This window comes from Rufibacter immobilis (assembly GCF_003721565.1).
Taxonomy (GTDB): domain Bacteria; phylum Bacteroidota; class Bacteroidia; order Cytophagales; family Hymenobacteraceae; genus Nibribacter; species Nibribacter immobilis.
The window spans coordinates 479,025-492,590 of record NZ_RJJE01000017.1 but is presented as its reverse complement, the minus strand read 5'-3'; the positions used below and the strand labels follow the sequence as shown (position 1 = coordinate 492,590).

15 protein-coding genes are annotated in these 13,566 nt (G+C 52.0%); 4 read left to right on the top strand and 11 right to left on the bottom strand.

Annotation, left to right across the window (positions count from 1 at the left end; all coding sequences use genetic code 11):
• Nucleotides 1-19 precede the first annotated feature (19 nt).
• The 6 genes from EFA69_RS14865 to EFA69_RS14840 all read right to left on the bottom strand — a co-directional run bounded on the left by EFA69_RS14865 (nt 20) and on the right by EFA69_RS14840 (nt 5,703).
• Nucleotides 20-445, bottom strand: a complete 426-nt coding sequence (locus tag EFA69_RS14865; RefSeq protein WP_123133886.1) for a GNAT family N-acetyltransferase — start codon at nt 443-445, stop codon at nt 20-22.
• Nucleotides 435-2,138: a gliding motility-associated ABC transporter substrate-binding protein GldG gene (gldG, locus tag EFA69_RS14860; protein ID WP_123133885.1), complete on the bottom strand. Its 1,704-nt coding sequence runs from the start codon at nt 2,136-2,138 to the stop codon at nt 435-437. The genes EFA69_RS14865 and gldG overlap by 11 nt, the downstream gene beginning before the upstream one ends.
• Complete coding sequence (gldF, locus tag EFA69_RS14855; protein WP_123133884.1) at nt 2,132-2,860, bottom strand: gliding motility-associated ABC transporter permease subunit GldF; 729 nt, start codon at nt 2,858-2,860, stop codon at nt 2,132-2,134. The genes gldG and gldF overlap by 7 nt, the downstream gene beginning before the upstream one ends.
• A gap of 221 nt (nt 2,861-3,081) precedes the next feature.
• Entirely contained in the window at nt 3,082-4,002 is a 921-nt protein-coding gene (gldA, locus tag EFA69_RS14850; protein WP_123133883.1) for a gliding motility-associated ABC transporter ATP-binding subunit GldA, read from the bottom strand.
• Between the two features lie 8 nt (nt 4,003-4,010).
• A complete protein-coding gene (locus EFA69_RS14845) occupies nt 4,011-4,724 on the bottom strand; it encodes an SDR family oxidoreductase (RefSeq protein ID WP_123133882.1) in 714 nt (237 codons plus the stop codon).
• Nucleotides 4,725-4,995: 271 nt separating this feature from the next.
• Complete coding sequence (locus EFA69_RS14840) at nt 4,996-5,703, bottom strand: SDR family NAD(P)-dependent oxidoreductase (RefSeq protein WP_123134857.1); 708 nt, start codon at nt 5,701-5,703, stop codon at nt 4,996-4,998.
• A gap of 107 nt (nt 5,704-5,810) precedes the next feature.
• On the opposite strand from EFA69_RS14840, the gene EFA69_RS14835 reads away from it, so the two are divergent.
• Together EFA69_RS14835 and EFA69_RS14830 are read left to right on the top strand one after the other, a co-directional pair.
• Nucleotides 5,811-6,539, top strand: coding sequence for an MlaE family ABC transporter permease (locus tag EFA69_RS14835; protein WP_123133881.1), 729 nt, complete (start codon nt 5,811-5,813; stop codon nt 6,537-6,539).
• A gap of 43 nt (nt 6,540-6,582) precedes the next feature.
• Nucleotides 6,583-7,386, top strand: coding sequence for an ABC transporter ATP-binding protein (locus EFA69_RS14830; protein WP_123133880.1), 804 nt, complete (start codon nt 6,583-6,585; stop codon nt 7,384-7,386).
• Nucleotides 7,387-7,611: 225 nt separating this feature from the next.
• Here the strand turns inward: EFA69_RS14830 and EFA69_RS14825 are convergent, their stop codons facing one another.
• The 4 genes from EFA69_RS14825 to EFA69_RS14810 form a co-directional block, all read right to left on the bottom strand.
• On the bottom strand, nt 7,612-8,913 hold the full coding sequence (locus tag EFA69_RS14825) for a NupC/NupG family nucleoside CNT transporter (RefSeq protein WP_123133879.1): 1,302 nt from the start codon (nt 8,911-8,913) through the stop codon (nt 7,612-7,614).
• 97 nt (nt 8,914-9,010) lie between these two features.
• A complete protein-coding gene (locus EFA69_RS14820; protein WP_123133878.1) occupies nt 9,011-9,625 on the bottom strand; it encodes a bifunctional nuclease family protein in 615 nt (204 codons plus the stop codon).
• Between the two features lie 10 nt (nt 9,626-9,635).
• The gene (locus EFA69_RS14815) at nt 9,636-10,610 is read right to left on the bottom strand and encodes an electron transfer flavoprotein subunit alpha/FixB family protein (protein WP_123133877.1); all 975 of its coding nucleotides are present in this window, start codon (nt 10,608-10,610) and stop codon (nt 9,636-9,638) included.
• 2 nt (nt 10,611-10,612) lie between these two features.
• Nucleotides 10,613-11,350 (bottom strand): electron transfer flavoprotein subunit beta/FixA family protein, encoded by a 738-nt coding sequence (locus EFA69_RS14810; protein ID WP_123133876.1) that lies wholly within the window; start codon nt 11,348-11,350, stop codon nt 10,613-10,615.
• Between the two features lie 60 nt (nt 11,351-11,410).
• Here EFA69_RS14810 and EFA69_RS14805 point away from each other — a divergent pair, with 60 nt between their 5' ends.
• Nucleotides 11,411-11,749, top strand: coding sequence for a tetratricopeptide repeat protein (locus EFA69_RS14805; RefSeq protein ID WP_123133875.1), 339 nt, complete (start codon nt 11,411-11,413; stop codon nt 11,747-11,749).
• 221 nt (nt 11,750-11,970) lie between these two features.
• Entirely contained in the window at nt 11,971-12,759 is a 789-nt protein-coding gene (locus EFA69_RS14800) for a transporter (RefSeq protein WP_123133874.1), read from the top strand.
• 406 nt (nt 12,760-13,165) lie between these two features.
• Here the strand turns inward: EFA69_RS14800 and EFA69_RS14795 are convergent, their stop codons facing one another.
• Nucleotides 13,166-13,492, bottom strand: a complete 327-nt coding sequence (locus tag EFA69_RS14795; protein WP_123133873.1) for a winged helix-turn-helix transcriptional regulator — start codon at nt 13,490-13,492, stop codon at nt 13,166-13,168.
• Nucleotides 13,493-13,566: the final 74 nt, after the last annotated feature.

Here is a 13,566-nt window from a genome sequence, read left to right as displayed (position 1 = left end):
CAACAGACAAGGAGAGACGTCATCCATTGGTAAGAAATTTTTGCATGCGTACATACATAAGCCCGTTTTTCTGGAAGGGCTCTCCCACTACTTCCATTCCTGCATTCTGATAGAAACTCTGCGCGGTTATGCGGGCATGGCACCACACTGAAGAAACGTGGTGGGTTGCTGCATAAGTAAATACATGCTGGAGCAACCGTTGCCCTATTCCCTGTCTCTGAAAAGCCGGCCTTGTGGCAAATTTCCTGAATTGCGCCTGCTCCCCTTCCAGAAACAGAGAAATAACAGAGATTAGCTCCTCCCCCACGAAAGCCCCGAAATGCACGCCTGATTCATCTTCGGGGAGCTGTACAAAGGCCAGCGGTTCATTGGGCCACATGCTTTCCTGGCGGATGGGCCAGGTCTGGGCGGCGGTAATTTCTTCTATTCTGAGTTTAGCGGGCATATTTCCGTTTGCGCAACCAGAACTTAGTTACCCCAAAGAGAAGCAACAGGACCAGCGGAATGCCCAAATTGATAGCTTGCCACTTTGTGCGTTCTTCGCGCAGTTTAGCTTTGTCCAGCGGCCGAAGTTTGATTTCCTTTCCGCGCAATTCAATCAGCCCTTTCTCGTCCAGCAGGTAATCGGCTACGTTCTTGAGCAGCTCCTTGTTGGCGAAGCGGGAGCGGGTGAAGCGGTCAAAGCCTAACTCCAACGGACGGCCGTTGCGGGGATCCACATCATTAGCCCCTAAGTCTCCGTCAGAGAAAATCACGATCTGGGATGCCTTTCCCTCCGCTTGGAACGGAATGTTGGAACCTGCGGGCACCGGCCGGTTCTTGAACACCGACTGGAATTTTCCTTCCAGCAAGTACCCCACCGGAATGGCGTTTTGGCTAAATAGTCTGGGGTCACGGTCTACGCGCGGGTCGTTGAGGGAAATGGAAACCGGCGATTCGCGCTTGCGGGAGTATTGGGAGGTCCAGAGCAAAGGCGATTTCCTGATGCCCACGGCTTTCACAGTGTCCAGGGAACTCACAAATCTTGTCTGCACCGCGTCCAGATTGCGGGTGAGTGGCAAAGAGCTGAAGTTGGAGATAAGCGGGTAATAGCGCCACGGCACCAGCTGGGTCTGCGGCTGATTGCCCATATAGCCCGTTACCATAGGAATGAAGCTGGCGTTGAGGTCCTGCACCAGATCTGGATTCACGCGCACGCCGTAGCGGAACAGCATGTCCTGCAGGTTCAGTTCATACGGAAAAGCCACGGCCCCCTGCTCACTAATGCTGTCCAGAGAAGCCCGCACGCCGTCCAGTAGGAGCAGCATTTTCCCGCCCCTGATCAGGAACTGGTCCATTTTGTATTTGTCCAGCTCAGAGAAAGGCTGCGTGGGCTTCATGAGCACCACCAGATTGAAATTGTTCAGGTCAGGCACCTGCGAAAGGTCTACCCGGTTCACGGTGTAGTATTCAGAGAGCGTACCCAGAAAATCGGCGGCCTGCGGCAACCACAGTTCGCCGTGGCCCTGCAACACCCCAATTCTTCCGGCGCTGGTGGAGGCTACATTCCTGATGGACGAGGCCAATTCATATTCCAGCCCTTCAATAGACTGGTTCAGGCGTTCTTCGGGCGCGGCGGCCTGGCTTCCTTTAAGCAAAGTAGCGGCCGTTTCCTTATTGCCCGCCGAGATAAGCGCTCCCGGAAACACAATTTTCTCCACCTTCTTGTCGCCTTCCTGGGCAAATAAGTTGGTGGGCTGCAGTCCTTTCTGGGCCAGTTGGGTGTAAAATTGGTTACGCGCCTGCTCATTGGTATTTGCACTGGGGTCTACAAATTGGTACTGCACCCGACCGTCTGAGTACAGCCTGAATTCCTCCAGCATCTCGCGGGTGCTGTTCTGGAGCCGCCGGAACCCGGCCGGGAACTCCCCTTCCAGGTACACCGTCACCTGAACCGGTTCCTGCAGGTTGCCCAGCAGGTTCTTGGTCTGTTCTGAGATGGTGTAGCGCTTGTCCTCGGTGAGGTCTAGGCGGAAGAAATAGCGGCTGGCCACGAAGTTGAGGACCAGCAGCAGCCCCACAGCCACCAAAAAGAAAGTCCAATCCTGCCGGCGACGGCTTTCTACCACCGGTTTCTGGTTTTGTGTCTGCTCTACCATTTTCTGCTCTCCAACACCAGTTTAGTACCCAATAACATCACAGTGATTACGCTCAGGAAATACAGCACATCACGGGAGTCAATCAACCCTTTGCTGATGGAGCTGTAGTGATAGGAAATGCCCAGCTGCGCAATGTAGTAGGAAGCGGTGCCCCAGGCGTCAATAGAGGCCAGCAGATCAAAGCCCGTGTACACCAGGTAACACAGGAAAACGGCCAGGATAAACGCCACAATCTGGTTCTCAGTGAGCGAGGAGGCGAAAATTCCCATAGCCACGAATACCGCCGCCAGAAACACCAGCCCCAGGTAAGAACCGGCCACCGCGGCAGAATCGATATTGCCCACCGGGTCGCCTAATTGGTACACGCTCACGTAGTACAGCAAGGACGGCAGCAGCGCGAACAGCGCCAGCAACAGACACGCGAAGTACTTACCCAGCAGCAATTGCGTGTCTGAAAGCGGTTTGGTGAGCAGCAGTTCCATGGTGCCGCCTTTACGCTCCTCGGCGAAGGCCCGCATGGTGATGGCCGGAATCAGAAACAGGAACAGCCAGGGCGCCAGCAGAAACACAGATTGCAGATCGGCGTAGCCGTAGTCCAGCACGCTGCTGTCTGGGAACACCCACATGAACAGGCCCGTAGCCACCAGAAACACCCCTATGACAATGTAGCCAATGAGGGAGTTGAGGTAGGAATTAAATTCTTTTGAGAGAATTGCCAACATATAAATTGGATACAAGCATCAAGACACAAGTATCAAGATTTTTGGTTTGGTGATGTATTCCCGTTTAGGGGCTGTTTTCGGGAAAACAGCCCCTAAACGAATGGTTAAACGTGAGCTACTTTCGCATACACTCAAGCTTTTGCTAGTAAATTGTTGAGCGTACGAAGAAGACTCCATACGTTTAGGAGCTTTTTTTGAAAAAAGAGCCCCTAAACGCATCATTACTTAAGTGCTTTGGTCAGTTCCTGGAACAGTTTCTCCAGAGAGTTTTCTTCCTGCTGCAGCCCCACCAACGGCCAGCCCTGTTCCCCGGCCAGCCTGAAAATAGCCGAACGCAGGTCTGTTTTAGCCGAGGCGATGATTCTGTACTTGAGCGGCCCCGCGGGCTCCACCCGCTGCACCCCCGGCAAAGACAGCAGCAGGTCAGTATTGATATCGGCTTCAAATTCAGCCAGGATTCTGGTGTCCTGCCGGCCCATGGTTTTCAGTTCGGCCACGGGGCTGTCGGCTACCAGTTTGCCTTGGTTGATGATGAGCACGCGGTCACAGAGGGCGCTTACTTCCTGCATGATGTGGGTGGAGAAGAGCACGGTTTTGGCCTGCCCCACTTCCTTGATTAGCTGACGGATCTCCACTATCTGGTTAGGGTCCAGACCGGTGGTGGGCTCGTCCAGGATGAGCACCTGCGGATCATGGATAAGGGCCTGCGCCAACCCTACCCGCTGCCGGTACCCTTTAGACAGAGCCCCGATTTTCTTGTGCCGCTCCCGGGTGAGTCCGCAGAGGGAAATCATCTCCTCGGTGCGGGCTTTCACCTGGCTGCTGCCCAGGCCGTGCAGTTTACCCACGAAGTGCAGGTACTCGCGCACGTACATGTCCAGGTACAGCGGATTATGCTCGGGTAAATAACCCACCTGACGGCGGACTTCCTTGGGCTCCTCCAGCACGTCATGCCCGTTCACCAACACTGTTCCGCTGCTGGGCGGCAGGTAACAGGTGGCAATTTTCATGGTAGTGGATTTGCCCGCGCCGTTAGGCCCCAGAAAGCCCACAATCTCGCCGGTATTCACCGTAAACGACACGTGGTCTACGGCAGCCTGCGGCCCGTATACTTTGGTAAGGTCTCTTATTTCAATTCCCATGGAAGGGCTTAGGCTTTTTTAGTAGGCATTGGACCTTTGGGCATGAGCGGCCGTACCTCAATGTTTACCTGGTGGTAATTAGGCGGCGACTGCAGGGCATGCACAATGGTGGAGGCAATGTCTTCGGGCTGCATCATGTACTCTTTGTTCGTGATTCCGTCAAAGTTGTCAAAGAAGCTGGTGTCTGTGGAGCCCGGGTAGATACAGGTCACTTTCACGCCGTAGTTGCGCACTTCCTTGTACAGGGCCTCAGACAGACCACGCACGGCAAACTTAGAGGCGCAGTAACCGGTCAGGTTCTCGCTGCCCATTAAACCGGCAATGGAAGATATGTTGATGATGTGGCCTTCGCGCAGGCGTTTCATGGCGGGCAACACCAAGCGGGTACAGTAGAAAATGCCGTTCACGTTGGTGTCCATCATGGTGTGCCAATCTTTGGGACTCATGGTATCCAATGCGCCCTGGATGCCCAGTCCCGCGTTGTTGATGAGCACGCTGATGTTCTGGCGCAAACGCTCCTCGGTCTGCTCATACGCCGCCCAAACCGAATGCTCATGGCGCACGTCACACTCAAAAAAATAGAAATCTGGGTGGGAAATCTTGGGCCGCGAGCGGCTCCAGCTCACTACCGTGGCGCCAAGCTCTAACAACATTTTGGCGGCAGCCAGACCAATCCCGCTGCTGGCCCCGGTAATGACTACTACTTTTCCTTCTAGTTCCATATTTTAGAATTTGCTCAAATTTAATGAAAAGAGTGAATATTAAGCTGAAACTATCCTTGCTCCGGCACTAATCCCTCTGCTTTAGGGTATCTGGTTTTTACTCTTTTTCAAGACAATCTGTTTTAGCCTCTATTTCAGAAAAAGAGCCGCTAAACGGATTCTTCAATTACACCTTCACTCCACTTACCTTCACCCGAGTTAACTTGTTCGTTTCATCAACTTACATGTAAATCTCTTACGCTATTTGCTTAACAGAATTCGCTATTTAAAACTAAATATCACCTAACTGCGGCCTCAGCAACAACTCCTCCACTACCGAGTTTTTAGAGAGACAATGGGCGCTCCAGATGGCCTGGGCAACGTCTTCGGGTTTCATGAAACGGTCTTTGGGGAGGTCAACGCCTTCCCAGCTGGCGGTGTAGGTGGCACCGGGTAACACGGCCGTGACGCGTATGTTGTGTGGTTTCAGTTCTTCGCGCAGCACGCGGGTCATGCCGTAGAGGGCGTGTTTGGCAATGCAGTAGGAGCCGCCGTTGGTGTAGGCGGTAATGCTGGCCGTGGAGCAGATGGTGAAAATGTGGCCGTCGCGGCGTTTGATCATGTCGCCCACCAGGCCTTTGGTGAGGTCATAGGCGCTGTAGAGGTTGGTATTGATCATCTCGCGCAGCACGGTGTCGCTTTCGTCATGGATGGTGCCCGGGATGAAGAAACCGGCGTTGTTCACCAGCACATCTACCTTCACTTTGAGCGAGTGGATGTACTCCAGAAACCGCTTCACCTCGCCGTCCTGGCTTACGTCGGTGGCCAGGTAGAAGACTTTGGAGAAGGTGTAATCCCGCTCAATGTCCAGCTTGAGTTTAGCCAGGTCCTGCTCCTGCCGGGCGCAGGTGATGATATGGAAGCCCTCGGCCGCGAAACGGTCAATGATGGCCCGTCCAATGCCCTTGGTGCCACCCGTTACCACTATATATTTTTGCATGGCAATGATGTTTTTTCTTTTTTCAACGTAATATAGGCATTTGAAATAAGAATGGCCCCACAACACCTATAGCGGCCTTTCTGCCTGACATTCCTTTTACCTACTGCATGAAAACGTTTGGTGCATTTTTGCTCTTTCTGTCTAGCCTTGTCAAGCGAGGTGAGTCTCCCCGGATTTTATTCAAAAGAACCATAGACGAAGCCATCCTGATAGGCATTGACTCCATCTTTATCGTGGGTGTGGTGTCTACCTTCATTGGGGCCGTAACTTGCGTACAGATCTCCTATAACCTCACAAACGCACTTATCCCCAGATCTACCATTGGGTTTATGGTGCGCGAAATGACCATTTTGGAATTGGCTCCTACCATCACGTCCATTGTGCTGGCCGGGAAAGTGGGCTCCAACATTGCCGGCGGGCTGGGCACCATGCGCATCACGGAGCAGGTAGACGCCCTGGAGGTGATGGGGATTAACGCTTCCTCCTATCTGGTGTCGCCAAAGATATTGGCATCGTTGCTGGTGTTTCCCATGCTGGTGATTTTGGCCATGTTCCTTTCCATACTGGGCGGTTATTTGGCAGGGAGCTTGTCTGGCGCGCTTTCCGGCCAGGAGTACATCACCGGTTTGCGGTCTGATTTTATCCCCTACAACATTACGTTTGCGTTGATTAAATCAGTGGTATTCGCATTCCTCATTTCTTCCATCTCTTCTTACCAAGGCTACTTTACCTCTGGCGGGGCCCTGGAGGTAGGGAAAGCCAGTACCAACGCCGTGACCAACAGTGTCATTGCCATCTTAATTGCAGACTTTGTCTGCGCACAGATATTGCTCTAAGGCTTCTAAAAAGAGCCAAAGGCGGAACTTAGGTTGAATTCCCATGATCGAAATCCATAACATCCATAAAACCTTTAACGGCAACAAGGTGCTGGACGGCATAGACGGCGTGTTTGAGTCTGGCAAGATGAACATGCTGCTGGGCGCCAGCGGTACCGGTAAAAGTGTGCTCCTCAAGTGCATTGTGGGGCTGGTGAAGCCAGACATTGGCAGCATCACCTATGACGGCCGAATCTTCACCAACAACAAGCTGGACATAAAGCAGGAAATAAGGCGGAAGATTGGGATGCTCTTCCAGGGTAGCGCCCTCTTTGACTCCATGAACGTGTACGAGAACGTGGAATTTCCCCTCCGGATGCTCACCGACATGAACCGCGCCGAGCGCGCTGAGCGGGTGGAGTTCTGTCTCAAACGTGTAGGGCTGGAGAATGCCGGCAAGAAAATGCCCTCTGAGCTTAGCGGCGGGATGAAGAAACGCGTGGGCATTGCCCGCGCCATTGCCCCACACTGCACCTACCTGTTCTGTGATGAGCCTAACTCAGGCCTGGACCCGCTCACCGCCATCAAAATTGACGAACTTATCAAGGAGATCACCATGGAGTATGACATCACTACCATTGTGGTGACCCATGACATGAACTCAGTGCTGGAGTACGGAGACAATGTCATGTTCCTCTACAAGGGCAAAAAACTCTGGGAAGGCCACAGCAGCACCATTATGGACACCAACGTACGCGAACTCAATGACTTCATCTTCTCTAACCGCCTCATGCGCGATGCGAAGAAAATTGAACAGATTGAGGAAGAGGAACAACGGCAGGAAGACGAACAGAACGCCAAAAAGTAAATAGCACCCTATTTTATCCTCTTCAAGATTCAGCGCTGCGTTTAGGGGCTGTTTTTCCAAAAACGGCTCCTAAACGCAATGAAGGTTATTTTTTGTGATAACCCCAGACATGAAATAGGATCAATCCACCAGATAAAACTTGTATAAAAGCGCGGCTCCCGTTTAGGGGCTCTTTTTGGAAAAAGAGCCCCTAAACGGGAGCCGCGCTTTTGGCTATCTCAAGCCTTACAATTCAAAGAGGATACCGGCTATGGTTGCGGTCATCATACAGGCAATAGACGCCCCCAGCAGCGCCCGTAGCCCCAGTTTGGAAAGATTTCCCTGCTGCGCCGGAGCCATCCCCCCAATCCCGCCAATCTGGATGGCAATAGAGCTGAAATTGGAGAAACCGCACAAGGCGTAGGTTGCCAGAATCACAGACTTGGGAGAGAGAGTGCCCTGGGTTTTCATGTTGGCAAGATCCATGTACGCCACAAACTCATTCACCGCCGTTTTCTGCCCCAAGAGACTACCCACCTGCAGTGTGTCTTGCCACGGGCTCCCCATCAGGAACGCGAACACTCTAAAGATTTGGCCTAGGATGTACTGGAAGTTGAGCCCCTCAAACCGCCCGCCGGTGCTGCTCACAATGATTTCATTCAGGCCTGAGAAAGTACCCAGCCACAGCAGGATAGAATTTAACAGGGCAATGACCGCAATAAAGGCTAAGAGCATCCCCCCTACGTTCAGGGCCAGCTTTAGTCCATCGGCGGCGCCGGTAGACATGGCATCAATTACGTTCACGCCCAAAGATTCTTTGCTTACTTCCAGCGTGGTGTTGATTTTGTCTGCTTCCGTCTCCGGAACCAGGATTTTGGCCATCACAATACCCGCCGGGGCATTCATGATGGAGGCCGTAAGCAAGTGCGCGGCAAAGATAGCCTGTTGCGCCGGGTCATCGCCGCCCAGGAACGCCACGTAAGCGGCCAGTACCCCACCCGCCAAGGTAGCCATCCCGCCCGTCATCAAGCACATCAGCTCAGAGCGGGTCATGTTCTGGATGAACGGACGTACCAGCAAAGGTGCCTCTGTCTGGCCCAGGAAGATGTTCCCCGCCGCAGAGAGGCTCTCGGCTCCGGAGAGACGCATGCCTTTAGACATAACCCAGGCAATTCCGTACACAATTTTCTGCAACACGCCCAGGTAATACAAACCAGCCGTTACCGTGGAGAAGAAGATGATGGTGGGTAGTACCTTAAAGGCGAAGATATAGCCGGTTCCGGCCGGAGAATCTGGTTTGGCCAGCTCCCCGAAGAGAAATTCGGCGCCGGCATCGGCGAAGCTGAGGAGTTTCACAAAGCCTTCGCTCACAATCTCAAAGCCCCGCTTCACAAATTCAACCTCTGTTACCAGCGTACCGAAAATGATCTGGATTAGAATCCCAACCCCAACCAGTTTCCAGCTGATGGCTTTGCGGTTAGTGGAGAAGAGAAAGGCAATTCCTATGAGGATGAAGTAGCCAATGAGGCCCTGAAAGACAGATAACATAGAAGAGAAATATCCTCAAAATTAAACCAAATTCTCCTGAAAAAGAAAAAGTCTTGGGTAGGGCCCAAGACTTTCTTCTTATGCGTGTGAATTAAGCTTAATTCCGTTTGTTCAGCTCGTCGCGAATTTTGGCGGCGCGTTCATAGTCTTCCTTTTCCAGGGCTTCGTTGAGCATGTTGTTGAGCTCCTCCACAGAAACTTCTGTGATGTTGCTTTTCGCGCTGCTGCCCGAGGAAGAGGAACCGGCGGCCGAAGAAGTAGGGATTTCATCGGTTTCCTCGTCTTCGTCCTCTTCTTCCATATCACTCAAGATGATACCAGCTTCTGACAGAACCGATTCTACCGTGTAAATAGGCACCCCAAACCGCAGGCCAATGGCAATGGCGTCTGACGGGCGGGCATCCAGCTCAAACTCCTTCTCGCCGTCTGTGCAGACAATCTTGGAGAAGAACACCCCTTCTTTTAAATCCGAAATCATAATTTCCTGCACGCTCACGGCCATTTGTTGGGCAAAAGACTTGAACAAGTCATGCGTAAGTGGGCGGGTAGGATTAATCTTTTCAATCTGGATGGCAATGGACTGCGCCTCAAACATGCCAATAATGATAGGCAAACGACGAGTTCCCTCCTTTTCACCCAACACTAAGGCGAAGGATCCAGATTGCGACTGGCTTGAGGACAAACCCAGAATCTCTAGCTCAATTTTCTTCACAGTTTCTCTTCTATTTGTCTAAAGCTTTGGCGGCTTCTATCAATTTAGGGACAACCTCAGTTGCATCCCCCACAATACCGTAATCTGCGGCTTTGAAGAACGGTGCCTCCGGATCTTTATTGATAACGACAATTACTTTAGAAGAGTTAACCCCCGCCAGGTGCTGGATGGCTCCGGAGATACCCACGGCAATGTACAGGTTAGGGCTTACGGTGATGCCCGTTTGGCCAACGTGCTCATGGTGAGGTCTCCAGCCCACATCTGCCACTGGTTTAGAGCAGGCCGTGGCCGCCCCCAGGGCTTTGGCTAAATCTTCAATTAAATGCCAGTTTTCTGGCCCTTTCAAGCCTCTGCCGCCAGAAACAACCAGATCTGCCTCGGTCAAAAGAATATCGCCAGACTGTTTGATGGTTTCTTTAGGCGCCGTGGCGAAGTCTGCGTCTGACAAATCTGCGGAGAAATTCTCTACTGTGGCAGTGGCCTCGGCAGCGGTCTCAATATCCAACGCATTTTTCTTAACGGCAATGATTTTTTTGTCTGAAGACAATTCCACGTCTGAGAAAGCCTTGCCGGAGAATACCCCGCGGCGCACCGTGAACGAAGAACCGTTGATCTGCGGCAGCGCCACTACGTTAGTAGCCAGGCTGGCACCTAATTTCACCGCCAGGCGTGACCCTATGGCCGCCCCAATATTGGAATTGGAAAGCACAATTACGCTAGAGTTCTCAGACTCTGCCACTTTGGAAATCACTTTCACATAGGCCGCTCCCACAAAGTTATGCAGGCGGCTGTCATTGTCTAACAATACTTTGGTAATGCCTTGCTCTCCCAAACGGGTAAGGGCATCTGCCTGCACATCGCCAATGGCGACGGCGGTGGCTGAGGTACCCAGCGCGGCCGCTACTTTGCTCCCGTACGAAGCTGCTTCCAGAGAAGACTTCTTCACTTCGCCGTTCGCGCATTCTATCACTACTAATACTGACATGCTTATAGAACTTTAGCTTCGTTACGCAATAATTTAATCAACTCACCGGCATTCTCAGCGTCAATCATTTTCACGCCAGATTTAGCGGGTGGTAACTCATAGGCCTGTACGCTGGTTTTGGCTTCCTGCCCTACCGGCTCCACCACTTGGAGGGGCTTAGTACGGGCGGTCATGATGCCGCGCATGTTAGGGATGCGTGGCTCGGTCATGGGCTGCTGGGCGCTGGCTACAATAGGCAGGGCAACCTCAATGATCTCTTTTCCGCCTTCAATCTCGCGCTCCAGCGTGGCGGTAGAACCGTTTACGTCCAGCTTAATGGCCGGCGCAATGGTTGGGATGCCTAACAACTCGCCTACCATGCCGTGCACCTGGAAACCGTTGTAGTCAATAGACTCACGGCCCATCAAAATCAGGTCATAGCCGCCTTCTTTGGCGTAGTGGGCAATCTGCTGGGCTACCAGGAAAGCATCTGTGGGTTTCAAATTAACTCTGATGGCGTCGTCCGCGCCAATGGCCAGGGCCTTGCGGATGTTTGGTTCCGTTTCAGCCTCACCTACGTTCAGCACGGTTACCGTTCCGCCCTGCGCTTCTTTGAGCTCAATGGCACGGGTGAGCGCGTACTCATCATATGGATTGATCACGAACTGTACCCCAGCCGTGTTAAACGCTTTGCCATCAGGGGTAAACGTTATTTTGGTGGTGGTATCAGGTACGTTGCTAATACAAACTAAGATCTTCATTTAACTTAGGGTTAGCGGATTTAAGTTAATTTTGTGGGCAATTTAAGAATATTTCACCAAATGGAAACGACTAACAGCAGATTGACGCAACTCCTGGCCTTCTATGAGGACGATCCCCATGATCCGTTCACCATGTACGCCATCGCGACGGAATACCGCCCCACAGACACCGCAAAGGCGCGCTTTTTCTACGAGAAACTGTTAGCCGAACATCCCGAGTATGTAGGTACTTACTACCACGCCGCCAGCCTCTACCTGCAGTTAGAGGAACCGGAACTCGCGAAACAGGCCTACCAGAAAGGCATGCAGATCAGCCGACAGCTGGGCCAGCTCCACGCGTTCTCTGAGTTGCAGCAAGCCTACAACAAGATGATGGGTTTAGATTACGAAGATGATTAAAAAATAGTTGGCATGCATACTATTTTTACGTTTTTCCTAAATTTTTATCCCTTAGCGCTGGTTTTGCCCCATTTGCCGCTAGGCCAGCTCAGCTAAGAATAGATACAAAATCTTGAGAAGCAAGGCCAAAGGAAGCTCTTATTGGCCTTGCTTCTCTGCTGCCCAACCAAACGGTGAGGTGCACGTTTCCTGTAGGGTTCTAAGATGACACTACCTCTGCCATGAAACTACGCCTCCTCCTGTTGGCCGCGCTGCTGCCTGCTCTAAGCTACGCCCAATCCGGCCCCGACAACCTCAAGACCTCTCCCCCCATTGATACAGACCGCCCTAACCAGACGGAATCGGCTAAAGTGGTACCCGTGGGTACGCTGCAACTGGAAAGCGGGCTACTCCGGCAAACGGATCTACAGGATGGGGAAAGAACCACAGATTTTTATTACCCGGCGGTTCTGCTGCGGGTGGGCGTATGGGAGCGCCTGGAACTGCGCCTCAAAACCGATTACCACCGGCAGAGACTCACCTCTCCGCAAGGCTCCAATGAGGCCAAAGGTCTGGACGCGATCACGGTGGGTACAAAAATCAAAGTATCTGAAGAGAAAGGTTTACTACCAGCTATTGCTTTCCTGGGGCACCTTACCCTGCCCTCGGGTTCCTCGGTCTTCAGGCCTGCCACCTTTGCCCCAGATTTCAGGCTCTCCCTCTCCCACTCCCTTTCCCAACGCTTGGAGCTGGGGTACAATATGGGCTATGAATGGAACGGCGACAACTCCCACGGTTCCGGCATTTACACCCTCTCGCTGGGCGCTGATCTCCCGCACCACTTTGGGGCTTTTGTAGAACTGTACGGCGATAAACCCCACCACGGACACTGGCGCCACGCCGCCGACGGTGGCTTTACCTTCATGCCCCGCCACAACATGCAGCTAGACCTCTCCGCCGAGGTGAGTTTAAACCATCTTGCCCCTGACTACTTTCTAAGTGCCGGTCTCAGTCTGCGCATGCCGCGTTAATTCCCTCCCGTTTAGGGGCTCTTTTTGGAAAAAGAGCCCCTAAACGGGAGGTGCTTCTATAAGTGGTAGCGATCTAGTATATTGGGTAGCGCTTCTCCGGTTAACGGCTGATTCTGGAGGACAACCGGATGTTTGACCATAGCTATAGCGCTGATAACCGGAATAGAGCCAATAAACGGAGTAAGGTACTCAGGTTATCCAGTAGTTATCAGCCATTAAAGACGACCACACGATCCGGCAGTTCTAAAGTCTGCGGAGAACCGTCCGCTGACTGTTTGCTATTCGGCTGACACTACCGAAATTCAACAGACAAACATCTATCATCTACATTTGGACTGGACAGCTCTTCGCTGATTTTAGAAAAAAATTATCACGGACGGGCTACCACCTATCACCACCGTCACGGTTAGCCAACATACTCAACACCCCATTTATACAGCTCGTTGATAATTGGCTCTAATTTTCTTCCTTTTGTTGTTAAGGTGTATTCAACTGTTGGTGGCACGGTTGCAAAAACTTCTCTGACAACTATTCCATTGGCTTCCATATTCTTCAGTTCCTTGACCAACATTCTGGTATTTATATTTGGCACCATCCGTTCTAACTCGCTAAAACGCTTTTTACCTGTAAATAAGGCATAGATAATTGACATTGACCATTTTCCGCCGATTACACCTAAGATTTCCTGAAGGGCACATTTTTCTTTGGAGCTGCTGCACTTTTTTTTGTCCATATAGACTTGATTCTGTTCAATGCTTTACTTTTTGGTATTACTGTACATTCATGTAACCACTTTCAAAAGTAAAG